22 protein-coding genes are annotated in these 26,906 nt (G+C 70.0%); 8 read left to right on the top strand and 14 right to left on the bottom strand.

Annotated elements, in window-relative coordinates; all coding sequences use genetic code 11:
- Positions 1–203 precede the first annotated feature (203 nt).
- The gene (locus PZB75_RS08485; protein WP_275534683.1) at positions 204–3,512 is read right to left on the bottom strand and encodes a S8 family serine peptidase; all 3,309 of its coding nucleotides are present in this window, start codon (positions 3,510–3,512) and stop codon (positions 204–206) included.
- A gap of 493 nt (positions 3,513–4,005) precedes the next feature.
- Here PZB75_RS08485 and PZB75_RS08480 point away from each other — a divergent pair, with 493 nt between their 5' ends.
- Positions 4,006–5,418, top strand: coding sequence for an NtaA/DmoA family FMN-dependent monooxygenase (locus tag PZB75_RS08480; RefSeq protein WP_275534682.1), 1,413 nt, complete (start codon positions 4,006–4,008; stop codon positions 5,416–5,418).
- Positions 5,415–6,635: an LLM class flavin-dependent oxidoreductase gene (locus PZB75_RS08475; protein WP_275534681.1), complete on the top strand. Its 1,221-nt coding sequence runs from the start codon at positions 5,415–5,417 to the stop codon at positions 6,633–6,635. Before PZB75_RS08480 ends, PZB75_RS08475 begins: the two co-directional genes overlap by 4 nt.
- Positions 6,636–7,044: 409 nt before the next feature.
- On the opposite strand, the gene pepN is transcribed toward PZB75_RS08475, so the two are convergent.
- Positions 7,045–9,660 (bottom strand): aminopeptidase N, encoded by a 2,616-nt coding sequence (gene pepN, locus PZB75_RS08470; protein ID WP_275534680.1) that lies wholly within the window; start codon positions 9,658–9,660, stop codon positions 7,045–7,047.
- A gap of 166 nt (positions 9,661–9,826) precedes the next feature.
- On the opposite strand from pepN, the gene PZB75_RS08465 reads away from it, so the two are divergent.
- Together PZB75_RS08465 and PZB75_RS08460 are read left to right on the top strand one after the other, a co-directional pair.
- Entirely contained in the window at positions 9,827–10,474 is a 648-nt protein-coding gene (locus PZB75_RS08465) for a DsbA family protein (RefSeq protein ID WP_275534679.1), read from the top strand.
- 253 nt (positions 10,475–10,727) lie between these two features.
- Positions 10,728–11,192: a GNAT family N-acetyltransferase gene (locus PZB75_RS08460; protein WP_275534678.1), complete on the top strand. Its 465-nt coding sequence runs from the start codon at positions 10,728–10,730 to the stop codon at positions 11,190–11,192.
- A 31-nt stretch (positions 11,193–11,223) separates the two neighbouring features.
- Here PZB75_RS08460 and PZB75_RS08455 read toward each other — a convergent pair whose 3' ends face one another.
- The 5 genes from PZB75_RS08455 to PZB75_RS08435 form a co-directional block, all read right to left on the bottom strand.
- Positions 11,224–12,399 carry a macrolide family glycosyltransferase gene (locus PZB75_RS08455; RefSeq protein ID WP_275534677.1) on the bottom strand — a complete coding sequence of 392 codons (1,176 nt, stop codon included), beginning with the start codon at positions 12,397–12,399 and terminating at the stop codon, positions 11,224–11,226.
- A gap of 297 nt (positions 12,400–12,696) precedes the next feature.
- On the bottom strand, positions 12,697–15,462 hold the full coding sequence (locus PZB75_RS08450; protein ID WP_275534676.1) for a ribosome-inactivating family protein: 2,766 nt from the start codon (positions 15,460–15,462) through the stop codon (positions 12,697–12,699).
- A complete protein-coding gene (locus PZB75_RS08445) occupies positions 15,459–16,004 on the bottom strand; it encodes a hypothetical protein (protein ID WP_275534675.1) in 546 nt (181 codons plus the stop codon). The genes PZB75_RS08450 and PZB75_RS08445 overlap by 4 nt, the downstream gene beginning before the upstream one ends.
- 68 nt (positions 16,005–16,072) lie before the next feature.
- Positions 16,073–16,570, bottom strand: coding sequence for a hypothetical protein (locus PZB75_RS08440; protein WP_275534674.1), 498 nt, complete (start codon positions 16,568–16,570; stop codon positions 16,073–16,075).
- A 507-nt stretch (positions 16,571–17,077) separates the two neighbouring features.
- The gene (locus tag PZB75_RS08435; RefSeq protein ID WP_275534673.1) at positions 17,078–18,271 is read right to left on the bottom strand and encodes an MFS transporter; all 1,194 of its coding nucleotides are present in this window, start codon (positions 18,269–18,271) and stop codon (positions 17,078–17,080) included.
- 60 nt (positions 18,272–18,331) lie between these two features.
- On the opposite strand from PZB75_RS08435, the gene PZB75_RS08430 reads away from it, so the two are divergent.
- Entirely contained in the window at positions 18,332–19,306 is a 975-nt protein-coding gene (locus PZB75_RS08430) for a winged helix-turn-helix domain-containing protein (protein ID WP_275534672.1), read from the top strand.
- A gap of 5 nt (positions 19,307–19,311) precedes the next feature.
- Here the strand turns inward: PZB75_RS08430 and PZB75_RS08425 are convergent, their stop codons facing one another.
- Both PZB75_RS08425 and PZB75_RS08420 read right to left on the bottom strand, forming a co-directional pair.
- Positions 19,312–19,701 carry a hypothetical protein gene (locus tag PZB75_RS08425; RefSeq protein ID WP_275534671.1) on the bottom strand — a complete coding sequence of 130 codons (390 nt, stop codon included), beginning with the start codon at positions 19,699–19,701 and terminating at the stop codon, positions 19,312–19,314.
- Positions 19,698–20,102, bottom strand: coding sequence for an ATP-binding protein (locus PZB75_RS08420; RefSeq protein WP_275534670.1), 405 nt, complete (start codon positions 20,100–20,102; stop codon positions 19,698–19,700). The genes PZB75_RS08425 and PZB75_RS08420 overlap by 4 nt, the downstream gene beginning before the upstream one ends.
- Positions 20,103–20,309: 207 nt before the next feature.
- Here PZB75_RS08420 and PZB75_RS08415 point away from each other — a divergent pair, with 207 nt between their 5' ends.
- A complete protein-coding gene (locus tag PZB75_RS08415) occupies positions 20,310–21,191 on the top strand; it encodes a helix-turn-helix transcriptional regulator (protein WP_275534669.1) in 882 nt (293 codons plus the stop codon).
- A complete protein-coding gene (locus tag PZB75_RS08410) occupies positions 21,188–21,397 on the top strand; it encodes a DUF397 domain-containing protein (protein ID WP_275534668.1) in 210 nt (69 codons plus the stop codon). The genes PZB75_RS08415 and PZB75_RS08410 overlap by 4 nt, the downstream gene beginning before the upstream one ends.
- A gap of 503 nt (positions 21,398–21,900) precedes the next feature.
- Here PZB75_RS08410 and PZB75_RS08405 read toward each other — a convergent pair.
- Positions 21,901–22,485 carry a TetR/AcrR family transcriptional regulator gene (locus tag PZB75_RS08405; RefSeq protein ID WP_275534667.1) on the bottom strand — a complete coding sequence of 195 codons (585 nt, stop codon included), beginning with the start codon at positions 22,483–22,485 and terminating at the stop codon, positions 21,901–21,903.
- A 148-nt stretch (positions 22,486–22,633) separates the two neighbouring features.
- Between PZB75_RS08405 and PZB75_RS08400 the strand changes: the two genes are divergently transcribed.
- Positions 22,634–23,662 carry an aldo/keto reductase gene (locus PZB75_RS08400; RefSeq protein ID WP_275534666.1) on the top strand — a complete coding sequence of 343 codons (1,029 nt, stop codon included), beginning with the start codon at positions 22,634–22,636 and terminating at the stop codon, positions 23,660–23,662.
- A 249-nt stretch (positions 23,663–23,911) separates the two neighbouring features.
- On the opposite strand, the gene PZB75_RS08395 is transcribed toward PZB75_RS08400, so the two are convergent.
- From PZB75_RS08395 to PZB75_RS08380, 4 genes are all read right to left on the bottom strand, one after another.
- Positions 23,912–24,793, bottom strand: coding sequence for an SDR family NAD(P)-dependent oxidoreductase (locus tag PZB75_RS08395; protein ID WP_275534665.1), 882 nt, complete (start codon positions 24,791–24,793; stop codon positions 23,912–23,914).
- A complete protein-coding gene (locus PZB75_RS08390) occupies positions 24,790–25,263 on the bottom strand; it encodes a MarR family transcriptional regulator (RefSeq protein ID WP_275534664.1) in 474 nt (157 codons plus the stop codon). The genes PZB75_RS08395 and PZB75_RS08390 overlap by 4 nt, the downstream gene beginning before the upstream one ends.
- A gap of 180 nt (positions 25,264–25,443) precedes the next feature.
- On the bottom strand, positions 25,444–26,076 hold the full coding sequence (locus tag PZB75_RS08385; protein ID WP_275534663.1) for a DUF6461 domain-containing protein: 633 nt from the start codon (positions 26,074–26,076) through the stop codon (positions 25,444–25,446).
- 275 nt (positions 26,077–26,351) lie between these two features.
- Complete coding sequence (locus PZB75_RS08380; protein ID WP_275534662.1) at positions 26,352–26,744, bottom strand: hypothetical protein; 393 nt, start codon at positions 26,742–26,744, stop codon at positions 26,352–26,354.
- Between the last annotated feature and the right edge of the window lie 162 nt (positions 26,745–26,906).

Genomic DNA, 26,906 nt, shown 5'->3' with positions numbered 1-26,906 from the left:
AGGCGGACAGCGGGCGTACGCGGCGGGGCGGGGGAGTGACGGGGAAGGGGGCCGCGGGAGAGCTGTGGGAGCTGGGAAACGGCCGGGCACGGTGGTGGGCGGGCGCGGGGAATCCGCCGGGCACGGCAGTGGGGCGGGGCTCCGGAGAGCGCCCGCCCCACCTCGGTGTCCGTCGTACGGATCACACGGTCACCGCTGCGGTGTTACGGCGTGACCTTCCCGATCACGACGCTGCCGGCGCCCGCCGCGGTGCCCCGGGCGTTCACCAGCTGGACCTCGCCGAAGAACTGGCGTCCCTCGGGGGCCGCCCCGGCGACGACGACGTCCGCGCCGACCTTCGCCGACGCGCCGTTGGCCAGCTTCACCGTCTTCGACTCGTCGACCTTCATCGAGCCGAGCGACGGCGAGTAGTACACGTCGCGGTAGTCGTACGCGGTGGTCCCGGTGGTGACCGAGTAGCCGTCGACGACGATCGTGTACGTACCGGCGGCGGGCTTCACCAGGCTGACCGACTCCTCGGAACCGGCCGTGGTCGACTGGCCGGCCACGGCGCTGCCCTTGTAGACGTACAGGTCCAGGTCGGCGTTGGCGTCGGCGGTGGAGCCGATGGCGACGTCCAGACGCTCGACGCCCTCACCGATGGTGACCGTCGTCTGCCGCTGCTCACCGGTCGCGATCGACGGGCGGTCGACCTTCGCGGAGCCCAGCGAGCCGCCCTTCAGCTTGCCCTCGATGGCGGCGAGGCTGTTCTTGACCGTCCAGGCGACAGCGGTCGGCGTACCGATCTTCGCCTCCGGCAGCGTCTGCACGGCCGGGTCGAAGGAGACACCGAGGAGGGTGGCCTCCAGCTTGTACGGGTTGTCCAGGTACGCCGACGTGCGGCGGGCCTCGACCTCGATCTCCCAGACGCCGGGCTGCGGGTCCGCGTACGAGCGCACGTCGGGCCGGCAGGTGTTGGCCGGGTTGTCGTAGTTCGGGTAGCAGTTGGTCGTGGAGCTGTTCTCCATCTGCACCCCGTACGGGTGGATGGAGATGAACCGGGTCTGGCTGCCCGAGCGGAGCGCGCTCAGCGCGACCTCCAGGGTCTTCGCGCCCTCCGGGACGTTCAGGAAGTACGACGTGCTGCTGTTGCGCTGCACGGTGCCGGACGCCTTGAACGCGTAGCCGGGCTTCGCCAGCTCCTGCGCCGCGACCACGGTGGTCAGGATCTGCTGGTCGACCCCGGTGGTCTTGCTGTCGTCCAGCTCCAGGATCGCGCTGTGCACGCCGGCGCTGCCGGGCTTCGCCTGGACCTTGACGTCCACCGGCTTGTCGAGCGGCAGGGAGACGGTGTTCCCGCCGGACAGCGTGAAGGTGCCGTCGTTGTTCTTCCACGACAGCTTGTGCTTGACGGCGCGGTCCGGGCCCGTGGTGCGGGTGACGGTGACGGTGTACGTCTTGCTCTTGCCGACCTTCGCACCGCCCTCACGGTCGTACAGGCCGGTGCCGAAGCCCGGGGTCTTCAGCGCGAAGTCGATCGCGGTGTCGACCGGGGCCTTCACGGTGTACTCGTGCGCGGTGGCGCCGTTCTTGATCGCCTTCCAGGCGTCCACGATGTTGATCAGACCGGCGCCCTGGGCGTGCGCGGGCACTCCCTTGATCTTGGTGGCGGTGCTGGTCAGCGCGGTGCGCAGATCGGCGGGGGCCAGGTCGATGTTCTTCTGCTTCGCGGCGGACAGCAGCAGCGCGGTCGCGCCGGCGGCCTGCGGGGACGCCATCGACGTGCCCTGGAGCATCGAGTAACCGGCGGGCAGCGAGTAACCCGCCTCCTTGACCGGCGAACCGGGCAGCCAGGTCTGGGTGGTGTTGATCGCCGAACCGGGCGCGGAGAGGGTCGGCGCGAAGCCGCCGTCCTCACGCGGGCCGCGCGAGGAGAACGGCATCATGTCGTACGCCTTGGTGACGTTCGACCCGTAGTTGGCGGCCCAGCTCTCCTTGGAGATGGTCGCTCCGACGGAGATGACGTGGTCGGCGAGGCCGGGGTCACCGATGGTGTTGAGGCCGGGGCCGTCGTTGCCCGCCGAGATGACGAGCTGCACGCCGTAGGTGTCGATGAGCCGCTTGTACAGCTCGGCGCGGGCGTTGTTGCCGTCGTTCAGCGGCGGCAGGCCGCCGATCGACATGTTGACGACGTCGACACCGCGGTTCACGACGAGGTCGATCATGCCCTCGGTCAGCGCGATGTTGGTGCAGCCGCCGGACCAGGTGCAGGCGCGCGAGGAGACGATCTGGGCGCCGGGCGCGGCGCCGTTCATCTTGCCGCCGAACAGGCCGTTCGCGGAGGTGATGCCCGCGACGTGCGTGCCGTGCTCGCTCTCGATGACGCCGATGTTGACGAAGTCGGCCTTGGTGCCCGCCGCGTCGTAGACGACGTCCTTACGGGTCTCGACGACGAACGGGATGCGCTCGACGACCTCGGTGCGCGGGTTGTCCGTACCGAAGTAGCCGATCTGGTGCTTGTCCTTGTACGGCTTCATGACGGCGTCGTTCGAGAAGTTCGCGTCGTCGTTCAGGTCGACCCGGGTGGTGCCGGTGACCGGGTCGTAGAGCACGCCCCACACGTCGGTGGTGTCACCGTCGCGGTTGAGGTCGCCCGCCATGTCGCCGCCCTTGGTGGCGGCCTCGGCGAACAGACCGAACTTGTACGAGCCCTTCGGGGCGCTGTACGTACGGCCGTTGACGCTGAACGCCGGGCCGGACACGGAGGTCGTCATCCGCAGCCAGGTGCCGTCGCCGTCGCTCACCGGGTCGGTCGCGGTCACCCAGTCGACGATCTTGCGCTCGCCGGTGCTGGTCTTCTGGAGCGCCGGGTGACCGAGGTCGACCCCCGAGTCCAGGATGCCGATGGTCACACCGCGGCCGTCGAACTTCGCGTGCTGCTGCACGAAGTCGACGGCGCCCGTCTCGAAGGACGGGTTGTACGGGTTCTTCGCGGCGGTCTTCTTGCCGGGCGCCGGGTAGCTGCCGGTCACCTTGGCCTGCGTCTTGGCACCGGTCGCCCGGTCCGCGGCCGGCGTCGGGTCGTCCAGCATGATCTCCTGCTTGAGATCGATGCCATGGACGGACGGCAGCTTCTGCGCCGCCTTGATCGTCGCCTCGGCGGTGGCGGTCGGCACGGTCGCCCGCACGTATCCGAGCTTGTCGTACGTCCGTCCCACCACGGAGCCCTTGACGGCGTCCAGTTGACGGGCGACCTGCGCGGTCGCACCGGGCGCGGTGGCGACCATCATCGTGATGTTCTTCTCGCCCTTGGCCTCGGCCTTCGCCAGGACGTCCGCGTCGGCCGAACCCAGCTTGTCCGTCCTGTCGCTCGTGGCGGCGGGCTTGACGGGGGCGTTGGCCGGATCGTCGGCGGCGAACACCGGGGCGGCGCCGGTGGCGGCGAGCGCTGTCACCAGGCCGGCGGCCGCGGCTATTCGGGCCGCACGTCTTGCTCCGGGTATGGAGCCGGGGGATTCCTTGGTCATCAGCATCCCTGTTTGTGAAGGAAAGAGTCCGGAATTCGGTACCGGATGACCGCTCAGCCTGTCGTAAATGACAGAGGTTTGTGGAGACTTGACGGAGGCGAGATGTGTACATGGCGTAAATCCGCCACTGGCCCCGTTGCGCCGGAAGGGGCGAACCGGCCCATAGGGATCGGCCGGTAGGGACGGGCCCGTACGAACCGGGCTGTACGGACGGACTCGTACGGATGGGTCTGTGCTGACGGGCCGGTACGAACGGGCTTGCGTGAACCGGCCCCGAACGGAGCCGATCATGGCTGAAAGGAAACCCACGCCGGGGCCGCACCGGACGCGGCACCGAAACCCGCCGCCACAGCGTGAACACCTCATGAAGTCAGCCCTGTTGGCCTGTGCACGCTCCACCCGCCCCGGGCACGCTCATGGAGCCACCACCCCGCCCCACCTCACTCGCCCTCACTCCACCCCACCCCGCAGCCGGACCTTCGCAGGAGGAGACCGCACCGTGCCCGCCACCCGGAAGAGACAGGTGCACCTCGCGGCGCAGCTGCCCGGCATCCACAACGTGACCGTCTGGTCGGACCCACGGTCCGGGAGCCAGATCTCCATCGACTCCTTCATCCGGCTCGCGCGGACCGTCGAACGCGGCAAGTTCGACTTCTTCTTTCTCGCCGAGGGGCTGCGGCTGCGCGAGCACAAGGACCAGGTGTACGACCTGGACATCGCGGGACGCCCGGAGAACCTGACCGTGCTCAGCGCGCTGGCCGCCGTCACCACGCACCTCGGCCTCGCCGCCACGGTCAACGCCACCTTCAACGAGCCGTACGAGGTGGCACGCAGGTTCGCCACCCTCGACCACCTCAGCGGCGGACGCTCCGCCTGGAACGTGGTCACCAGCTATGACGCGTTCACCGGCGAGAACTTCCGGCGCGGCGGCTTTCTCGACGAGGCCGACCGCTACACCCGTGCGGTCGAATTCCTCGCCACGGCGAGGGAGCTGTGGGACAGCTGGGCCGATGGCGATCTCGTCGCCGACGCGGCGTCGGGAGAGTTCGTACGCTCCGGGGCCGGCCGGTTCGCCCACCACGGCGAACACTTCGACATATCCGGCCGGTTCACGACCCCGCGCGGCCCCCAGGGGCATCCGGTGGTCATCCAGTCGGGCGAGTCCGACGCGGGGCGCGAGTTCGCCGCGTCCGAGGCGGACGTCATCTTCAGCAAGCACAACCGGATCGACGTCGCCCGTGACTTCTACCGGGACGTGAAGCGGCGCCTGAGCCGGTACGGCCGCGCCCCGGACGACCTGAAGATCATGCCCACGGCCAACGCCGTCGTCGCCGACACCGACGAGGAGGCCGCCGCGTACGCCGAGGAGATCAGCCGCGAGCTGGTGAGCCCGCAGACCGCGATCGCCCATCTGGAGGCGGTCTGGGGCCGCGACCTGTCCGGTTACGACCCGGACGGACCGCTGCCCGACGTCGAGCCCGAGGACGACGCCCATTTCCTGAAGGGGCACTCCGTGTTCCGCGAGGGCCGCGGCGAGACCGCGCGGCAGTGGCGCGAGCTGGCCGAGGAACGGAACCTGTCCATCCGGGAACTGGTCATCGAGGTCGGCGGCCGTCAGACCTTCGTCGGCAGCCCCCGTACGGTCGCCGACGCCATCGACCACTTCGTGCGGACCGAGGGCGCCGACGGATTCGTCCTCGTCCCCCACCTGACGCCCGGCGGCCTGGACGACGTGGTGGACCGGGTGGTCCCGCTGCTCCAGGAGAAGGGCGTGTTCCGTGAGGACTACACGGGCACGACGCTCCGGGACCACCTGGGACTGGGCACCCCCGAGCGCCCGGAACGACGCCTGGGCGAAGGGCCCGCGAGCGCACGGCCCGCGGACGAAGAGAACGAGAAGGAGTCCTCGTGACCGGTACGACCGCGACCCCGCTGCACCTCGCCGTCGCCCTCGACGGCGCGGGCTGGCACCCGGCCGCCTGGAGGGAGGAGGGCGCCCGGTCCGGTGAACTGCTCACGGCCGGGTACTGGGCCGATCTGGTCGCCGAGGCCGAACGGGGCCTGCTCGACTTCGTCACCTTCGAGGACGGCCTCGGACCGCAGTCCGCGGCCTCCCACCGGCCGGACGACCGCACCGACCAGGTCAGGGGCAGCATCGACGCGGTGCTGCTCGCGGCCCACCTCGCCCCGCTCACCTCGCGCATAGGTCTGGTCCCGGCCACGAACGTCACCCACACCGAACCGTTCCACCTCGCCATCGGCATCGCCACGCTCGACCACGCAGGCAAGGGCCGGGCCGGCTGGCGCCCGCAGGTCTCCGCGCGCGCCGCCGACGCCTCCCACTTCGGCCGCCGCGCCACGCCTCAGCTCACCGACGACGACGTGCGCGACCCGGAGCTGACCGCCGAGCGGCTGCGCGGGCTCTTCGCGGAGGGCGCGGAGGTGGTGGAGGCGGCGCGGCTCCTGTGGGACAGCTGGGAGGACGACGCGGAGATACGGGACACGGCCACGGGCCGGTTCCTCGACCGCGACAAGGTGCACCACATCGACTACCGGGGTACGCACTTCAGCGTGAAGGGCCCCTCGATCACGCCGCGTTCGCCCCAGGGACAGCCTCTGGTGATCAGCCTCGCGCACGCCTCCACGCCCTACGAGTTCGCGGCCCGTGGCTCCGACGTCGTCCACATCACGCCGCACGACCGCCCGGGCATCGCGGCGCTCCTCGTACAGGTCGACGAGGCGGTGGAACGCACCGGCAGGGACGTGACGGACCGGCCGTTGCGGACGTTCGCGGAACTCCTCGTCCTCCTGGACGAGAAGCCGGGCCACGCCGCACGGCGCAAGGCACGCCTGGACGAGGCGGCCGGTGCCGAGCTCGTATCCGACGCCGAGATCTTCACCGGCACACCGGGCGAACTCGCCGACCTGCTGCTCGACTGGCGAGCCGCCGGTCTCGACGGCTTCCGGCTGCGGCCGGGCACACTGCCGTACGACCTCACGGCGATCACCCGTGGCCTGGTCCCGGAGCTGCAACGGCGCGGGGCGTTCCGGACGGCGTACGACGCCACCACGCTCCGCGGCCACCTGGGCCTGCCGCGTCCCGTCAGCCGCTATACGAAAGCGGGTTGACGCCACGGGACCGCCGACGACCGCCGAGCCGTACCGGAGCGGGGCCGCGAGCACGGACCGGTACGGCTCGGCGGAGAGAACCCCGCCGAGAGTCGTTCCCCGCCCGTCCCACCCGTTCTGTCCCGCCCGTCCCCACCCGCCCCGATCCGCCCGCCGACCGCCGGGACGGCCGACGCCGCAACGGGCGCCCGCCGTCCCGCCGTCAGGCGCGTCCCGCCGGGTTTCCGTCAGCTCAGACCTGCTGACGCGCGCTGTACGCCCTGTACACCCCCGACGCGCGCGTCCCACGCCCTGTACACCCCCGACGCGCGCGTCCCACGCCCTGTGCACCGCTGACGCGCGCGTCCCACGACGCCCCGTTCGCCCCCGACGCGCCCCTCACGCCCCCGTCACCGGCGACGCGCGCCCCTCACGCCCCCGTCAACGCCGCCTCGCCCGCCATCGTGTCGACCGCCTGGGCGCGCAGCCCGCGGGCCAGATCGTCACGCGCCTCCAGGACCAGTCGACGCAGCGCCGGCGCCGCGTCCTGGTGCGCCGTCAGCCACTTGTCCGTGGCCGCCAGCGTCTCCGGATCGTCCTGGAGCCCCGGGAACAGCCCCCGCACCACGTCCATGCCGATCTGGATCGACCGATCGGCCCACACCCGCTCGATCACCTCGAAGTACCGGGCCGCGTACGGCGCCAGCAGCTCCCGCTGCGACGGCTGGACGAAGCCCGTGATCGTCGCCTCCACCAGCGCGTTGGACAGCGCGTCCGACTCCACGACGTCCGCCCACGCCCGTGCCTTCACGTCGGCCGAGGGGCGCGACGCCAGGCAGCGCACCTGGTGCCGCTTGCCGGACGCCGTGTCGTCCCGGGCCAGCTCGGCGTCGATCGCCGCCTCACCGGCCGATCCGTGCGCCGCGAGCCGCGCCAGGAACGCCCACCGCAGCTCCTGGTCGACCTCCAGGCCGTCGATGCGCGCGGTGCCGTCGAGCAGCCCCGTCAACAGCTGGACGTCCGCGTCCGAAGCCGCGACCGACGCGAAGAACCGCGCCCAGCTCAGCTGGTCCTGGCTGCCCGGCGGGGCGAGCCGCAGCTCCCGCAGCGCGCCCTCGGCCAGGGCACGGCCGCCCTCCGCGCGCCACTCGGGCGCCGCGTAGTGCGTGAGCGCGGACCGGGTCCACGCGTGCAGCATCTGGAGCACACCGATGTCCGTCTCCCGGCCCGCGAAGGCCAGCACCAGCGAGACGAAGTCCCGGGCCGGCATCAGCCCGTCCCGCGTCATGTTCCACAGCGCCGACCAGCACAGCGCCCGCGCCAGCGGGTCCGTGAGATCACCGAGGTGCGCGCGCAGGGTCGCCAGCGACACCTCGTCGAAGCGGACCTTGCAGTACGTCAGGTCGTCGTCGTTGACGAGGATCAGCTCGGGCCGCTCCGCCCCCGCCAGCTCCCCGACCACCGTGTGCGGCCCGGCCACGTCCACCTCGGCGCGGGCGTAACGCACCAGGTCGCCGTCCGGCTCGCGCCGGTACAGCCCGACCGCCACCCGGTGCGGACGCAGCTCCGGATGACTGTCGGGGGCCTCCTGCGTGATCGCCAGCTCGGTGAGCCGGCCCGCCGCGTCGTACGTCGCGACCGGCGTCAGCGAGTTGACGCCCGCCGTCTCCAGCCAGGACCGCGACCAGGCGGTCATGTCCCGCCCGGACGTCTCGGCCAGCACCGACAGCAGGTCACCCAGACGTGTGTTGCCGTACGCGTGCTGCTTGAAGTAACGCCGGGCACCCTCCAGGAACGCGTCCCGGCCGACGTACGCCACGAGCTGCTTCAGCACCGACGCGCCCTTGGCGTACGTGATGCCGTCGAAGTTCAGCTTGGCGTCCTCCAGGTCACGGATGTCGGCCGTGACCGGGTGCGTGGACGGCAGCTGGTCGGCGCGGTACGCCCACGCCTTGCGGTTGTTGGCGAAGGTGATCCAGCCGTTGGTGAAGCGGGTCGCCTCCACCATCGAGAACGACCCCATGAAGTCGGCGAACGACTCCTTCAGCCACAGGTCGTCCCACCACCGCATGGTGACCAGGTCGCCGAACCACATGTGCGCCATCTCGTGCAGGATGACGTTGGCGCGGCTCTCGTACGACGACGACGTCACGTTCCCCCGGAAGATGTACTCCTCGCGGAACGTCACGCACCCCGGGTTCTCCATCGCGCCGAGGTTGTACTCCGGCACGAACGCCTGGTCGTACTTCCCGAACGGGTACGGGTAGTCGAAGTTGTCGTGGAAGAAGTCCAGGCCCTGCTTGGTGACGAGGAAGATGTCGTCGGCGTCGAAGTGCCGAGCCAGCCCCTTGCGGCACATCGCGCCCAGCGGGATCTCCAGCTCGGTGCCGTCGTCGAAGGTCCGCTTGTAGAGGTCGGTCACGTGGTGGTACGGGCCCGCCACGACCGCCGTGATGTACGTCGAGATCGGCTTGGTCTCCGCGAACCGCCAGACGTCGCCCTCCCGCCCCTCGACCGCCCCGTTGCTCCAGACCGTCCACCCCTGCGGCGCCGTCACCTCGAAGCGGTACGGGGCCTTCAGATCGGGCTGCTCGAAGTTGACGAAGACGCGGCGGGCGTCGGCGGGCTCGTACTGCGTGTACAGATAGACCTCGCCGTCCTCGGGGTCGACGAACCGGTGCATCCCCTCACCGGTCCTGCTGTACGCGCACCGCGCGTCGACCACCAGGACGTTGTCACCCTCGACCAGGCCGTCCAGCGCCACCCGCGTGCCGTCGAAGACGGCCGCCGGGTCGAGCGCGTCGCCGTTCAGCGTCACCGACGTCACGCTCGGCGCCAGCAGATCCGCGAACGTCGACGCGCCGGCGCGCGCCGAACGGAACCGGATCGTCGTCACCGAGCGGAAGGTACGCGGACCGTCGCCGACGGTGCCCGCTTCGGGCTCACCGACCGCGGAACGCAGGTCGAGAGAGACCTCGTATCCGTCGACGGTCAGCAGCTCGGCCCGCTCATGGGCCTCGTCGCGGGACAGGTTCTCTCCGGGCACGGGTGCACTCCTTTGTGTCACGTTCGAATACGTTTGATCCTCGCATGTGGCTCGGACGCCGGGCACGCGGGAATGGCGTGCCGCACCGGTGACGTTGCGCGTGAGGAACGCGCCCGACGCGCCCCCCGACGCGACCGATGTCCACGATGCCCGTCCGAGGAGAGACATGACCGACAACAGCACGGCGAACGGCAGGACCCCCGTCGACTTCTGGTTCGACCCGACCTGCCCCTGGGCCTGGATGACCTCCCGCTGGATGCTGGAGGTGGAGAAGGTCCGCGATGTCGAGGTCCGCTGGCACGTCATGAGCCTCGCCGTCCTCAACGAGGACAAGATCGACGAACTGCCCGAGGGCTACCGCGACCTCCTGGAGCGGGCCTGGGCCCCGGTCCGGGTCGTCGTCGCCGCCCAGCAGAAGCACGGCGACGCCGTCGTCGGCCCCCTCTACACCGCGCTCGGCACCCGCTTCCACAACGAGGGCCAGGGACCGACCCGTGAGGCCGTCGCGGCGGCCCTGATGGAGGCCGGACTCCCCGCCGACCTGCTGGAGTACGCCGACTCCGACACGTACGACACCGAGCTGCGCGCCTCCCACCAGGAGGGCATCGACAAGGTCGGCCAGGATGTCGGCACACCGGTCATCGCGGTGCCCGGCGCGGACGGCGAGCAGATCGCCTTCTTCGGCCCGGTCGTCACCCCCGCCCCCAAGGGCGAGGAAGCGGCGAGGCTGTGGGACGGCACCCTGCTGGTGGCGTCGATCCCCGGCTTCTACGAGATCAAGCGGACCCGCACCCAGGGCCCGGTCTTCGACTGACGCACCGGCGCCCGCCACCCGCGGTACGGGCTGCCGGACGTCCCCTTCTCCCGGGGCCCCGGCGACCCGGCCCGTAGGTCCCGACCCGACCTGCGGCGAGCAGGGCGGAGGCATGGGCGGTCGCGGCCGCGGCGTCCGCCGGGTCCGTGACCTGGGCGCGGGCGTCGTCGATCAGAATCCACGGGCGCGTGCCGTTCATGTGGTGCAGCATGACCGACGGGTCTGACAACCGGGCCCGGAAAGGGGCACGGACGTGGTGGACGTGAGGGCGGCGCGGCCGGAGGAGGCGGGCGCGCTGACGGAGCTGGCCCTGCGCTCGAAGGCGTACTGGGACTACGACGAAACGTTCCTCGCCTCCTGCCGGGAGGAGCTGACGGTCCGCCCGTCCGAGGTGGCGCGCCGGCGCGCGCTGGTCGCCGAGGACGCCGGGCGCCTCCTGGGTTTCACCACCCTGGAGGACGCCCCGCCACGGGGCGTCCTCGGCATGATGTTCGTCGAACCCGACGCGATGGGCCGGGGGATCGGCCGACTGCTGTTCGACCGCACCACGGCCGAGGCCCGCCGCCTCGGATTCACCCGCCTGGCGATCGACGCCGACCCGAACGCCGAGCCGTTCTACCTGGCGATGGGCGCCGTCCGGATCGGCGAGACCGCGTCCGGTTCGATCCCGGGGCGGATGCTGCCGCTGCTGGAGTTCGCGCTCGCTCCTCGCGGCTGAGACCCGGCCGGGCGGGACCGCCGGCCCCGTGTCAGCCCAGCTCCTCCTCGATCAGGTCGGCGGCCCGCGCGGTCCCGCCCTCCGCGAGCGCGTCCGCGCGGAGCGCCGCCGAACGCCGGGCGACCTCGGGGTCGTCGACGAGTTCGGTCAGGGCGGAGCGCAGAACGGCCGCCGTGGCGTCCTCGGTGTCCACACGACGGGCCACGCCCAGCTCGACGAGCCGGTCCGCGTTGGTGAACTGATCGACCGCCTGCGGCACGGCGATCATCGGCACCCCGGTGAGCAGCCCCTCGCTGCTCCCGCCCATCCCCGCATGGGTGACGAACGCGTCCGCCTGTTCCAGGATCGCCAGCTGCGGCACCCACGGGTGCACCTCGACGTTGGGCGGTACGGGTCCGAGGTCCGCCGGGTCCGTGTACTTCCCGATCTGGAGGACGACGTGCCAGCCGGGCAGCTCGCCGTACGCCGCGAGGCACTGCCGGTAGAACTCCGGCCGGCGGGTGAACGCCGACCCCAGCGAGATCAGCAGCACCTTCCCGGCGCCGGCGGGACGCGTCCAGACGCCCTGTTCCACGCGCCCGTCCGAGCAGGGTCCGACGAACGTCACCGTGCCGGTGTCGACCCGTTCCGCGTGCGGCTGCATGGCCTTCGGGATCAGTGCCAGGGTCCGTGACGGACGGCCGGTGAAGGCGTCCATGTCGGTGGTGGACGCCCCGCACGAGGCGAGCCACCGCGTGAACTTCGCCCGGTACGCGTCCGCGCCGGGCAGCTCCCACAACTGTGCGCCGACCTCCTCCGCGTAGCCCTCCCAGGCCACGTACGTCGGGGACAACTGCATGAGGGGGCGGCCCTGTGCCTCGGCGAGGGCGCGCGCGGCATAGGAGGCGATGTCGTACAGATAGAGGTCGGCGGGGTCGTCCTCGTACACCGCGCGCAGTTGCGGGAGGACCCGGACGGCGTCGTCGAGGAACACGGTCATGGCCCCGATCGGGTCCTCGGGCCACTCGCTGTCGGTGCCGGGGAGTCCCGAGGTGTACGGGACGAACTCCGCCCCGGTCGCGGTGATCCGGTCGGCCATCGCCGGATCGTTGGCGTACGTCACCCGGTGGCCGCGGGCCACCAGCTCGCGGATCACCTCAAGGCTCGGCAGGACATGGCTGACGGCGGGAATGCCGACCATCGCGACATGGGCACGGCGACGGGACATGGGACATCACTCTTTTCGGAATCCACAGGGGGAAGGACACGACGAGCCGGTGCGTCGACGCATCACGACGGCGGGGCCGGTCGTGGCGCACACGCACGGGTGTGCGGTACGGGCGGAGAACCGTCCGTGTCCCGTCAGTAGATCTCGCGGTATGCCATGCCGACGACGGTAACAAGGGTGCGCCCGGCTCGTCGCCCCATTAATGGGATCACCCGACGGTGACGGCTGACCGGCGCGGGGAACGACCGGTCCGGGCGGCCCCCGGCGGAGAACCGCCGGGGGCCGCCCCCGTCACCGTCAATCGGCGCTCTTGAGGAACATCGACGTGGTCGGCGCCGTGTGGGAGGTGTTCACACCCTCATCGGCCCCCGTGTAGTCCACCGTCTCGTTGCCGTTCCAGTCCGCGATGGGCGCACCGTTCTGTGCGAGGTGCTGGAAGCGGCCCGGATCGGCGGTGTCGGAGCCGAACTGGTAGACCGGCTGCGGGCCGTTCGTGGTCCGTCCGTAGGGCAGGTAGTCGACGTACGGTCCACCGGGGGTGAGCTGCTTGGTCAGGACGTTGTCGTGGAAGACGTTCTGCGGCCCCGAGGAGCCTGCCCACTTCACCGCCTTCGGGCCGGCGGCCCACCAGATGGGGTACCAGGTGCCGGCCTCGATCTCACCGCCCTCACCGCCGCACCGGGCGGTGCAGTTCGCGGAGTAGTGCTCGTACGGCACCCGCACGGTGTTGTTCTCGAACAGGTTGCGGCGCTCCCAGCCACCGTGCAGATTCAGGTCCGAGTCGAAGTCGTTCCCGTAGACGACGTTGCCCGAAGCCGACCACTGAAAGGTGAAGTGCCGCAGATTGCGCGTGGTGTTGAAGGCGTACAGGGAGTCCCAGACGCGGCTGCCGCGGAAGTAGCCGTTGCCTCCCTTGCCCTTGTTCCACGCGCCGTCGAAGTGGTTGCCCTCGAACTGCAGGTTCTTGGCGACCTCCGTGACGACCGGGTGGGAACCCGTCATGTCGGAGCGGACACCGCGGGCCCAGGAATCCGCGGCCCACTTGAAGACGAGGCCGTGCATCGCCTCGGCGGGCGCCAGGTTCCCGTAGTTGTGGGTCGCCTGCGCCTTGGTGAGTCCGGGCATGTCCTGGGTGAACGAGAAGTCCTCGAAGCCGACGCCCACCACCATCTTCAGCGGAGTCACCTTGCTGGTGTAGGGGGTGGCACCGATCGGCGCGGACCCGTCCGACGTGGAGTCGACCGGCAGGTCGAACTCCAGGGGCTTGTCGATCGTGACCGTGCGGTTGGCGGTGTCCGCCGAGGTGATGCGGAAGACCTGCTGACGCATGTGCAGGTCCTCGTACCGGCTCGTGTCCGTGGCCTCCTGCGCCTCGTAGAACTTACGGCTGTTCGCCGCTCCCACCCAGAGGTGCTTGCCCTTCGGGAAACGGGACATGTCCGCCTTCGTGTCCAGGTGGATGACCCGGTCGCCCTCCCTGGCCGCGTAGGCGGTGTCGTTCGCCGCGCCGCGCACCTTCACGCCCGAGGCCCAGTGCTGGTTGACCGACCCCTCGAAGAGATCCTTGCGGTTGGCGGGGGCCGCGGCCCACTCGTCCGCGTAGCGGGGGGCGACCTCGCGGGTCTGGACCCGGAACAGGCCCCGGCCCGGCCAGAGCCAGCCGCCCTTGCCGGTGTCGGCGCCCGACCCGTAGGTCATCGAGTCCTGGTCCCAGCGGCTGCCGTCGGGTGTCAGCGTGTCGTACCGGGTGTCGGCGTCCGGACGGAACACGATCCGGGTGCCGTTCGCCGACTCGTCGCCCTGACCCCGGATCACGAGGTAGTCGGCGTCGACGGCGATCTGCTTCGTGATGTCGATGGTGCCCGCGGGCATGCTGATCAGCGAGAGGTCGTCGAAGTTCGCCTTGCCGCTGCAGTTGGCGCGGATGTCGTCGATGGCGTGCTGCAGACCCGCCGAGTCGTCCACTCCGTCGCCGGGCAGCACCCCGTACGTCCCGGCCAGCTTCTCCGGTGTGACGCGGCACGCCGCGTCCGTGGTGAACTGCTGGTGACCGGGCAGGGTGCCGCCGCCCCGGTAGCCGGCCTCGGACCAGTCCGGCAGGCCGGAGCGGGGGGCACGGCGGTTTCCCGAGGCGAGGGACGCCGGGCATTGCACGGACGGTGCTCCGGAGCACATCGGAAGCGGATTGCTTCCGGTCGGGATCTGGAGGATGGCGAGGATGTGTCTCAGGACGCTGGGGTAATAGGTGGTGGGAAGTCCGGGTCCCCGTTGCACCGTGTACGGGACCCCGTTGCGGACCGCCTCCGACATGGCACCCCAGTTGTGGATGAACGGTTCGTCGTCGAACGCGTACCACTGCTGCGACCTGTCGAACGCCCTGTGGATGTTCTCCTCCACCTCCCTGTTCCGGGCCCCTTCCAGGAGGGTCAGGATCAGTCTCGCGAGGTACGGCCCCGCTGCCGTCCTGTCCGCGTAGGTGTCCGTCGCGAAGCCGAGCTGTGTGACAGCCTGCCGCAGATCCCCTCCCGCGATGAACTGGTCGAAGACGTCCTGCCCGTGCATCTGGGCGTACAGGCTTCCGTACTGGAGGTTGACGTTCGTCACCGTGACATTGCCGAAGACGGACGAATCGACCGACGCCGGGTCGACGTCGGCGAAATGGAAGAAGCGATGGCTGTTCGCGATCTGGTAGAAGCCGAGCACGTACATGTCCGACCGGCGGATGACCAGGCTGATCGAAGGCATGTTGGTGGCGATGCGGAGGGCGTCGAGGCTGATGAGGGCGTGGCCGCTGCGGACCGGACCCGGCTGGGCCAGGTCGGTGGGCCTGCCCCGCGCGGGGCCCGCCATGGAGGTCGTCACGACCTCGCCCGCGCGGGCGACCTCACGGATCGCCTCGACGATCTGCTGGTACGCCTCCGCGTCGTCCTCGATGACCACCGCGCCGGCCGGCCTCTCCAGCACGGTGACGGAGTATCCCAGAGCGAGGGTCAGGGCGAGGACGCAGCGCACGAGGACGCTGAGGAGGCGCTGACCGCGCACTCCGGCTGGGGGACGAGTCACCACGGCACCACGTATTCGATCGTCGCGACGGGGGAGCCGCTCGACTCGGACGCCCCGTTGGCCCAGTAGGCCACGGTGTACGTCCTTCCTGATTCCAGACCGTCGTCGCCCGCGGGCACGACCGCAGATCCGTACGACATGCAGCGCTGGGGCTCGTTCGGGCAGACCCAGTCCCAGTCCTTGCGGTGGGACGTGTCGATCAGATTCCGTTCGTAGATGCCGACCCAGTCGTCGTGGTCGCTCGGCTTGCGGCCGGCCGGGGCGAGGTAGGTCACCACGAGCCCGGTGTCCTTGGGGCTGATGTTGATGCCCTTCTGGTCGATGTGCGCGGTGGTCCAGGTCGCGTCGAGGATGGCGAAACCGTTGCCGTCGGCCGATATCGCCGCGGGCATGACCGACCGGACCTCCGGCCCACTGTCCGATCCCGCCGTGTGGGACAGCAGCACTTGAGCGCCCACGGCGATCGCGGCTGAGCAGACGGCGGCCGCGACGACGGTGAGCGTCCCGCGCCGTCCGTCGTCCCGGCGTGTGAGGAAGCGCATGGCGGACAAGCCCCTCCGGGGGATTCGGGTTTCTCTCATCGGCCGTCTCCGGGACGATCTGTCCGGGGTCACCAGGGCACCACGTAATCGATCGTCACAGCGGGAGTCCCACTGGATTCGGACGCCCTGTCGAGCCAGTAGGCCACGGTGTACGTCTTGCCGGATTCCAGCCCGTCGTTCCCGGCGGGCACGATCGCCGATCCGAACGACTTGCAGCGCTCGTGCTCGTTCGGGCAGACCCAGTCCCAGTCCTTGCGGTGGGACGTGTCGAGCCGGCCCTGCTCGTAGATGCCGACCCAGTCGTCGTGCTCACCTGGATTCCGGCCGGCAGGGCCGATGTACGACACCACCAACCCGGTGTCGTACTCCGGTACGTTGATGCCCTTCTGGTAGATGTGCGCGGTCGTCCAGGTGGGTTCGAACAGGGTGAACTCGCCTTCCCGCGTCCCCATCCCGGCCGGCCCGGCCCGCTCGACCTCCGGCGGCCGCTCCTGGCCGCCCACCCGGGACACCAGGCCGTACGCCCCCAGTGCGACAGCGGCCGAACAGACGGCCGCCGTCACCACGGGGAGAGCGCCGCCTCGGCGACGCTCCCTACGCCCGAGGAACCGCATCACACATTCTCCTGTCCATGACATTCCTGCCTCTCCGGAATCACGTGGAAGGGGGACGGGGCGGCCCGAAGGCCGTTGAGGAGGGGAGCGTGTTCCCGGCCGACGTGGAGATCCGTCCGGCGACGGGCCCGGAAGCTCGTCGGCGGGGACGTCATCGACAGACGGTGCCGACATCGCCGACATGGACCGGGCCCATCGCCGTGCGCGCGGACCGTCCTGAACTCACGCGTGTCCCCCTACGGCTCCCCGTGTCACCCGTCGGCCACGAGCCGCGCTTCGCGCGGCAGGTGTCATGCTGACCGCCTCCGCTGATGTTCTGCTCACGTTCCACTGACGTCGGCGCCCCTCGTCCGCGAAGGCGCCGTACGTCCGGGGCCGTTGGATCACCTGATCCACCGGCCCCGGCCCCTTGGTCTTGGACCCGCTTCCTCCCGTCGAGCCCCGCCGCCGTCCGTTCCCTCAGCTCCGCTCCTCCCCGATGAGCGGAGCCGCCGCGCACTCCGGCCGCGGTCCCGGCGCGAGCGCCAGCGTGACCGCGACGGACGCCGCCGCCATCACCGTCATCGCCGTCCCCGGCGAGGTCCGCTGCGCGACCGCGCCCGCGACGGTGGCCGCCACACCCTGCATGGCGAGCATCCCGGCCGAGTGCAGCCCCAGCGCCTGACCGCTCATCGCGTCCGGCGTCAACGCCATCAGCCGCTCCTGGTACAGCAGGCTCGCCGCGAACCCCAGCGAGGCGAGCGCGGTCAGGGCGAACGCCACGGGCAGCGCGGGGCGCAGCGCGAAGAGCAAGTACGGCGCGGCCAGCAGCAGTTGGAGCGGCAGGGCCGCCCGCCCCCGCCATCCACGCGGAAGGAACCGCCCCACCGTCGTGTCCCCGACGAGCATCCCCAGCGCTGCGAACGCGAACAGCAGCCCGGCGTGCGCGGGCGAGTACGGCACGAACAGTGACTCACAGCCGACGATCAGCCCGTTGGGCACCCAGAGCGCCAGATAGACCCGGCGCCGGGGCCGTGAGGACCACAGCCGGGCGTTGGTCCGCCAGGTCTCGCCGACGGACGGCCGCCCGGTGGCGCGCGGTGGCCGCCGGGCCAGCCCGAGCCGGGCGACGACCGACCCGGTCAGATACAGCGCGGCACCGATCAGCAGGGTGCCGCGCGGCGACAGCGCGACGACGAGGACCCCGCCGAGCGCGTATCCGCAGACCTGCATCGTGCCCGCGCACATGTTGAGGACCGAACGCCCCAGCAGGTAGCCGTCCTTGGGCAGGATCTCGTTGAGCAGCCCGTACCGCACCCCGCCGCCCAGCGCCCCCACGGCTCCCTGCCCCAGGATGATCGCGAAGACGGCGGGCAGTGGCAGCCCGGGGACGGCGAGTGCGGCGGTCCCCACCGCGAAGAGGAACGCCAGACCGCTCAGCGCGCCACGCGGCGGCAGCCGGTCGGCCGCCGACATCAGCAGGGTCGCCCCGACCAGTTGGGCCAGCGAGGGCCCGAACATCGAGAGGGCGGCCAGCAGCGGCGACCCCGTCGCGTCGTAGACGAGGGTGCCGAGAGCGAGCCCGCTGATGGTCGAGCCCGCGAGCTGCGCGCTACTGGTCGCGAAGAGCGGGGTGAATTGAGGGACGCGGAACAGTTCTCGGTAGCTGCGCATGGCCGGGAGTCTCGGTGGCGGCCTCGTCCCCCACGTACTGTTTCGCGTGGAGGCGAAACCATGGGCTGGTGGCAGATCAACACGGACACGCTCGCGCGGAGCAGATTCGTGGTGTCACCGCTGTCCGAGACGATCGCGACCGTGCAGACCCTGGAGCGGGGGACTGCGGCCCACCCGGGGGAGCGGGGCTGGCTCGACACCTGTCTGCCCGCCTACCGGGCGCGGCTCGCGGCCGACCCGGTCACCGCCCTGCTCGTACGGATCGGACTCGGTGGCCGCTGGAACGCCGACTTCCTCAGCCCGACCCCGGACGACACCCGCGACCCCGCCTTCGACAAGGAGCTGTCCCGGGTCAGCGACACCCCACCCGGCGCGGCCCGCGCGGACCTGGAGGTCTCCCACGGCGGCCCGCTGCCGGACCTCCTGCGCCGCCCCGACCTGCCCGACCGGGCGGCCGAGCTGCTGGCCTGGGTGTGGTCGGAGACGGTACGGCCCGAATGGCCGCGCCGCCGCCGGATCATCGAGGCCGATGTCGTGGCCCGTACCCGCCAGTTGAGCCAGGGCGGCTGGGCCGCCGCGCTGGACGACCTGCGTCCGGGCATGCGCTGGCTGGGCGACAGCCGGCTCCAGGTCAACGCCCACGACTACCCACCACGCGAACTCGCGGACGCACGGCTGCTGTTCGTCCCCGTCACCCGCCGACAGGGCTGGGTCTCCTGGGACACGGACCGCGGCCGTTACGCGGTGGTGTACCCGTGCACCGGGGCCCTGGCCGACCCGGAGCGGACCCGGGTCCCCGACAGCCTGGGCAATCTGCTCGGTCCCGCACGGGCATCCGTCCTGGTCCTCCTCGACACCCCGAAGAGCACCACCCACCTGACCGCCCTGACGGGCCTGGCGCTGGGCTCGGTGGGCCGCCATCTGAAGGTGCTGTTCGACGCGGGCCTGATCCGCCGCCGCAGGGCGGGCCGGTCGGTCCTGTACTTCCGCACGGAGGCGGGGGACGTGCTGGTGGGGGCGCAGGACCTGTCCTGAGGCGCCTACGTGCGGGCGGTGACCGGTCGTGCGGCGCACGGGGAACCGCCGTCGAGCCGGGGCACGCACAGCACGCCCCGGGCGGACCACTCGATGACGGTGGCCCCGGACCTGGCCGTGAAGGCGTACCGCTCACCGGCTCCCAGCCGTACCGCCGCCTCCCACTGACCGTGCACGAGCCACTGGAACGCGCGGTCCCGGTCCACGGGATCGAAACCGGGCAGCAGGGTGCGGACGGCGATCCGCATCCAGCGAAGGGCGTCGCGGGAGGTGTCGGCGCGTTCGCCCCGTACGCGGGTCACGCCGTCCGGGGCCATGTCGGTACGGACGACACACTCGCACCACCAGGCGGCCTGAAGCCGGACCGGCGGCACCGGCTCGGTGGGCGGCGTCATGGCTTCCCCGTACGGGTGATGGACAGATGGACCCAGACGGTCTTGCCGGGGTCGCGAGGGCGTACGCCCCAACTGTCGGCGAGGGCATCGACGATGAGCAGCCCCCGCCCGCAGAGTTCGTCCGACGCGGGCTTGCGGAGTTCGGGCATCGCCCACTCGTAGGAGTCGGTCACTTCGAGGACCAGCACGCCGTTGCGCCGCCGTAAGGCCAGCTCGAAGAAGTCGGCGGTGCCTTTGGCGTGGCGGACGACGTTCGTACTCAACTCGCTGGCCAACAGGGTGGTGTCGTCGGCGAGTTGGCTGAGCTTCCATTCGGCGAGGATGCCTCTGACGTGATGTCGGACGGCGAGGACGGAGTCCTTGCGGACTCGGAATCTGCGGATGCGGGTGCGGCCGGACATGCGTCCCCCAAGGGTGGTGGCATACGGAACCGGGTCACGGTAGATGCGCGCTAGTGCGCTTCTCGTGACGCAAGCCACGCTAGAGGTAAGTCCCAGCGAGAGGCAAGCTATTCATTAGTGCAAGCTTGCATTCACCCTTGAGGGGTAAGTCGCTAGGCTCTGTAGACAGTTGCCGGGCAGACTGGCCCGGAGCGAAAGAGGGGGAGCATGCCCGCAGGTGGGAAGTCCACGGTGCGCAGTCGGCGGTTGGGGGCGACGCTGAGGCGTCTGCGCCTGGACGCGCGCCTCGACCAGGAACACGCGGCTGAAGCGGTGGCATGTTCGACCGCCAAGATCAGCCGGATCGAGTCCGGCGTCGTCAGCGCGCGCGTGGGTGATGTACGCGTGCTCCTGGACCTCTACGGGGTTGAGGAGGTGGCGGAACGCAGGCGGTTGGAGAAGCTTGCCCGCGACAGCAACAAGCGTGGCTGGTGGCTCAACTTCCCTTTCCAGTCGAACACGCTCGACAGGTTGGGTGACTTTCTCTCGCTTGAGACGGACGCGACGTACATTCGGGCATGGCAGCCTGTCTTCATTCCGGGCCTGCTCCAGACACCGGATTACACCCGGGCATTGACCCGAGCCAATCCCGAGGGCATCACCGCAGAGGCGGCTGAAGAGGTCGTCAAGGTACGGCAGGAAAGGCGGCGGGTCTTCGACCAGTCGGGAGCCAGGTTCGCCGCGGTCATTTGGGAACCTGCCATATCCGGTCCGATGCCGTCACCGACGGTCCACCGGGACCAGCTCGCTCACCTCGTCCGAACGGCTGAACAGCCGAATGTGACGCTGCAAGTGCTTCCCCACGGCGAGTGGGCGGCGGCCAGGGTCGCGCCGGCGTTCGTGGCGCTCTCCTACGCCCAGGAGGCTTCGCCCGAGGCCATCGTGCAGGACACGTTGGTCAACAGCGTCATTCTCGAAGATCATGAAGACATGGCCGGATACGTCCACGCCTTCGACACGCTCGCGTCCGCCGCTCTCACTCCGGACGAGAGCCTTGCCTTCATCCGGAAGACGATGAACAGCATCACCATGGAGAACGAGGAATTGTGAGCAGTCAGGAAGTCGTCAGCCTCTTTGTGAAGTCATCGTTCTCCGGCGGAGGGTCGGCCAACGAGTGCGTCGAGGTCGCCCACACCGCCGACGGCGGTCGCGCCGTCCGGGACAGCAAGTCCGCTGAAGCGGGGCTTCAGTTCTTCGCTCCCGGTGAGTGGGCGGCATTCATCGGCGGGGTGAAGGCGGGCGCGTTCGACCGCTGATGCCCTCGTTCATCCACTCCAGCCCAGGGGCATTGCGTGTTCGCGGTACGCCCGGTCTGTCGGGGGCGTCCCGTGGAGTGGTGGCGCCGTGCCTGGTTTGCGAGGGCAGGGAAACGGGTGCGGGCACCGTACCGGTGATCGCGTGAGTGTCTACGTCGCATGAGTACCGAGCGAGCCCGTGCTCGCATCCGCATCCGCGTCTTCTCCCTCGCCTCGCGGCCTGGGGCAACTGGTCCGGGCGCGGCCGGACGCACCACTGCCCGTGGCGTTTCCCCCGTTCCTCCTCGCCATTCCTGATCCACGTGGTCTGCGCGGACGTCGCGCCCCCCCCTGCTGGAGCCATTCGCGCAGGACGGTCAGGGACAGGCGAGTCGGGGGCGTCGGCGAGGACGGCGCCGTCCTGCTGATGACAGCGGCCGTCGTGGTGGTGTGGCCGAACAGGGCGCCCGGCCCCACCACACGCGGTGGGTCCGGCCGGTGCGTGAGCGGCAGCCCTTGAAACGTCAGGTGGCGTCTTGCTGCCTCAGTCCCATGACCAGCAGGTCAACGAGGCGGCGCGCGTCGTACTGGGAGTCGGCTCCGATGCACAGGTTGCCGATGCCGCGCAGGAGTGAGTACGCGGTGACGTCTGCGGGGGCCTCGTCTTCCCGCACGGCTGCCTCAAGCAACGCCGCGCACGCGGGGACCATGCGGTCGAGGAAGTAGGCGTGCAGGGTTTCGAAGCGTGCGCTGTCGGACTGTAGTGCCTCGGCGAGCCCGTGCTTGGTGACCAGGAAGTCGACGAACAGGTCGACCCACTGCTTCAGGGCGGCGTGGGGCGAGCCGGCGGAGGCCAGCAGAACCGGTCCGGCCTCGGCGCACGAGTCCACCTGGTGCCGGTATACGGCGATGACCAGGTCGGCACGCGTAGGGAAGTGGCGGTAGACCGTGCCGATCCCCATGCCGGCCCGTGCCGCGATGGCGCGCACAGGCGCGTCCACCCCGTGCGCGGCGAACGTGGCCGCCGCCGCGCCGAGCAGTGCCTGCTCATTGCGTACGGCATCCACCCGACGGCGGGACGATCCCTGTTCCTGCTTGTCACCCGGCATACCGCGATTCCTGTCTCGTTCGGCTTGCAAAAACGGATCAGCGTTCCGTATCGTAGAAGCGGAGCGAAGTTCCGCTTTGATTCTGTCATATCTCCGTCCCTGGCACTCTCCGGTGGCCAAGGGCCGGGACCTGTTTTCGGAGGACGACATGCAGTACCGCACACTGGGACGCACCGGTGTTCAGACAAGTTCGCTGGCGCTCGGCGCGATGAACTTCGGCGCGATCGGCCGCACCACCCAGGACGATGTCGACCGGATCGTCGGCGCCGCCCTGGACGCCGGGATCAACCTCATCGACACCGCCGACATGTACAGCCGTGGTCAGTCGGAAGAGATGGTCGGCAAGGCGGTCGCCGCGCGCCGTGACGACGTCATACTCGCCACGAAGGCCGCTCTGCCCATGAGCGAGGAGCGCAACCACCAGGGGGCCTCGCGTCGCTGGCTCGCCAAGGCCCTCGACGACAGCCTGCGACGGCTCGGCGTCGACCACATCGATCTCTACCAGATCCACCGCTGGGACCCGCGGACCAGCGACGAGGAGACACTCGCGGCGCTCACCGACTTCCAGCGCGCCGGAAAGATCCGCTACTTCGGCACCTCGACATTCCCCGCGTACCGGCTCGTGCAGGCCCAGTGGGCCGCCCGCGAGCACCGGCTGGGTCGCTATGTCACCGAGCAGCCGAACTACTCGATCCTGCAACGCGGTGCGGAAAGCGAGGTTCTGCCCCTCGCCGAGGAGTACGGCCTCGGGGTGCTCGTGTGGAGCCCGCTGGCGTCCGGCTGGCTGACCGGCGCCGTGCGCGAGGGCCGCGAGGTCACCACGAGCAGGTCCGCGTTCATGCCTCAGCGCTTCGACATCTCCGTCCCGGAGAACCAGGCCAAGATGGCAGCCGTCGAGAAGCTGGCCGCGCTCGCCGACGAGTCCGGCATCACCATGATCCAGATGGCGCTCGGCTTCGTGACCGCCCACCCGGCAGTCACCAGCGCCCTGATCGGCCCCAGGACCATGGACCACCTGCACTCCCAACTGGCCGCCGCCGACACCACCCTGTCCGCGGATGTCCTCGACGCCATCGATGCCATCGTGGCACCCGGAGTGGACCTTGCCGCACAGGAGAAGAACCCGACTCCCGCGCCCTCAATGACAGATCCCGCACTGCGACGCCGCGCTTCCTGACCCGAATCCCCTCTCCGCGGGAAGCGAGCCGTCGTCGGTGGCGTGATCCGGAGGACGACCTGCCGACGCGGACCGCCGGGCGCTGTCACCGCTGTTCTGGACGCGCGGCGATCCGTACGGCCGGTTCGAGCTGGACATGAACAGCCGCCTCGGCCTGGACCTGTCCATCCGGGCCACGGCGCCCGGCCCGCGTACCCCGCAAGGGGAGGCGGCCGCAACCCCGGCGTGACGACCGGTCCCGGACCGGCCCTACCTCGTGAGGGGCTGCACCCCCAGGAGGGCTGCGGTTCTGGCGTAGACGGTCCGGGCGAGGTCGTCGTTCAGGGCCAGGCGCGAAGGGGTGTCGGGCTGGGACCCGCTGAAGAAGCCACCGCTGGGACGCGGTGCGGGCGAGGCGCCGGCGAGCCAGACGGGGGTCCGCACACCTTCGTCCGGGGTGATGGCGAACGGACGGAACAGCGGGGCGGTCAGCCGCATCGGACCACCGGCGTTGCTGTTCATCGCGGTGCCCTTGACCATGCCGGGATTGGCGCTGTAAAGGCTCATGCCGTCAGGCAGGCGGTGGGCGAGTTCGCGCGCGGCCAGGAGGCTGACGAGTTTGCTCGTCGCATAGACGTTGATCTGGTGGTAGAAGCGCTTGCTCCACGATGTTCCCGCGACATCCGGATCGGCGGCATCGAGCTTGCCGCGCTTTTCCACGAACGAGGACATGTTGATGATCCGCGCTTCGGGCGTGAGCACGCCTTCGGCCAGGAGGGCGTGGGTGAGCAGGAACGGGGCGTGGTGATTGAGCGCGTAGGTGCGTTCCACGCCGTCCGGTGTCTGCTCGTACCGGGGAAACGCCGCCCCCGCGTTGTTGATGAGGACGTCCACCGGGTGTCCGTCGGCGGCCAGTTCCGCCGCCAGTGCCCGTACCCGCGTCCACTGTTCCAGGTCAGCGGTGTACGTCCTCGGCGGTGCCGCGTCACCGCCCGCAGGGGCCAGGCCGCGCAGGCTGTCGGCGGCGGCGCGGGTGCGCGTCACGTCCCGGCCGACGAGGACGACGCTCCGGCCGGCCTTGATCAGGTGACGTGCCATCACCAGGCCCAGACCCGAGGACGCGCCAGTGATGACCACGGTCCCGCTGCTCATTGCTGCTCCTCTTCCTCGGTGTCCTTGACGCCGTCGGCCTTACCTGTCGGGCGGGGACCGTCGATCACTTCGCGGAGAAGCGTGTGCAGGCGCAGCTTGCTCCCGTGGTCGAGGAGGGCGAAGGGTGAGTGCTCGGTGGTGTGCTGGATGACGCGATCGCGCAGCGCGCATCCCTCGGGGGTGAGCTGGATGACCTTCGCGCGGCGGTCGATGGGGTGGGGCACACGCCGGACCAGGCCGCGCTTCTCCAGTCGGTCAATCATCGACGTGGCGGTCGAGGCGTCGCACTGCAAGAGGTCGGCCAGACGGCGCGCGGTCATCTCCCGCCCGCGACTCAGCCTCCACAGCGCATCGGCCTGCGTGTCGGTCAGCCCCGTTTCCCGGGCCAGTTCCTTGAGTTCGGCATGCACCTGGGTGCGGATCGCGAACAGGCAGTCGTAAAGCTCTTCGGTCAGCTGCCGATCATCCATGACCGCACAGTACATGGAAATTCCAATCATTGGAAAGTCCATGTACTACGTGGAGTCTTCTCGGCGTGACGGACCGGCCCGCCGTGGCACTCGCCCGCGTCCGCCGAACCGGCCCGACCGCCCCGGCGCAAGCGTTGATCCCGACACGGCGGGAACCAACGCCCCGACCTCAGTGGTCTCTCAGGCGGATGCCTGTCCCTGAATCAGGGCGGAGGGAAGTTTCCCGTGCAGCACCTGCTCCCGGGGCAGGGAGAGTCGGAACGTTCTCTCCACGACATCCAGGGACTTGGCGTGTGCCACGTCACGTTCCGGCTCGTCGGGGATGCCTGCGGCGAGGACGGCCTCTTGAACCAGTTCAGGGCTGGTGCCGGTGATCTCATGCGACCACGTATGCATGTACATATCGAACCCGCACATGTAGCGCCCGTCGTGGAAGTAACTGAACTCGGGCGGCGGGAGCTTCGGGTTCTGGCTCTCGTAGTACAGGCGGAAGACACGGGCATCGTCCTTCGACGCGCCGAGGAGAGGGCCTGTGGGCATCTCTCCGGGCCAGTATCCGTCCGTGACGGCGAAGGCGAGGTCACCACTGGCGCCGTACCGGACTGCGACGGAATCGCTCCGGCGCCGCTCCCGCTCGCGCTGGTCCAGGTATGTGTCCAGGTCGTAGCCGGTGTACTGCCCCAACGAGACAGGGGCCGAATCCCTCGCGAGACGCCGGACCAACTCCTCGGGCTCCAGACCGCGTGCCAGCGTGACGCAGTAGCCGGTCCCTGAAGTGCCACCCTCGGCGAGCCAGGCGATTCCGTCGTTCATCTCTTGTCTCCTCCGTCGGACACTGGGGGCGGCGCGCGGCGCCGCCCCCAGTGGTGCCCCCGATTGGTCGGTCGCGTTCGGACATCGCTGACCGGCCACAGACCTCCTTCCACGTGGGACCGGCCTCGCGCTCGTCGTCGTAGAGCTTCCACGCCCCGTCCGCGAGCTTGGTGGCATAGCTCTGCACGCACTGGTCGCCGGAGGTGACGGGGTTGGTGCCTTCCATGCCCTTGGGCATGCCGCCACTGTTGTAGCTGGTAGCGAAGGCGAACTCGTCACAGCTGGGTGTTGATCAGCCATGCGTGTGCAGCGGCCGCAGGCGTCTTGGCCGTGTTGAACACATAACCGGGCATGTAGTCGCGGAAGACGCAACCTGCCGGTGAATACACCATGTCGCAGCGGGCGTAGACGGGATTCCCGATGAGACCGTGGCTGTTGTCCGTCGGGAAGGTCTCCGGCACGCTGGTGGAGAAGGTCGCGAAGGGCGCGAATGCCAGATCCTGTGACAGATCCGTGTCCTTCTTTCCCGACTCGTCCGGAACGCCTCCGGACGAGTTCACCGTGGACGTACCGCACTCCTCGTGCGGGTCGATGCCGACCGAACCGCCCCACATCAGGTTGCCGTCCCATGCGTAGGCAGGCTTGTCTGCGCATCCCGCGCTGCACATCGGGGTGATCGTCAGTTTGATCGCGCCCGGCTGCGCCGGAACCGCCCAGTTCCGGCGGTCCTACGCAATGAGATCCTTCAGCCTCGGGCTTTCACGACCTGGTTCGTCCGATGCTTGATCGAATAAGCAGGCGTGTTCGTTTCCACAAGGCATCCCGCAAGG

The sequence above is a fragment of the Streptomyces sp. AM 4-1-1 genome, from assembly GCF_029167625.1.
Classification (GTDB): domain Bacteria; phylum Actinomycetota; class Actinomycetes; order Streptomycetales; family Streptomycetaceae; genus Streptomyces.
This window is presented reverse-complemented; position numbering and strand designations above follow the sequence as displayed.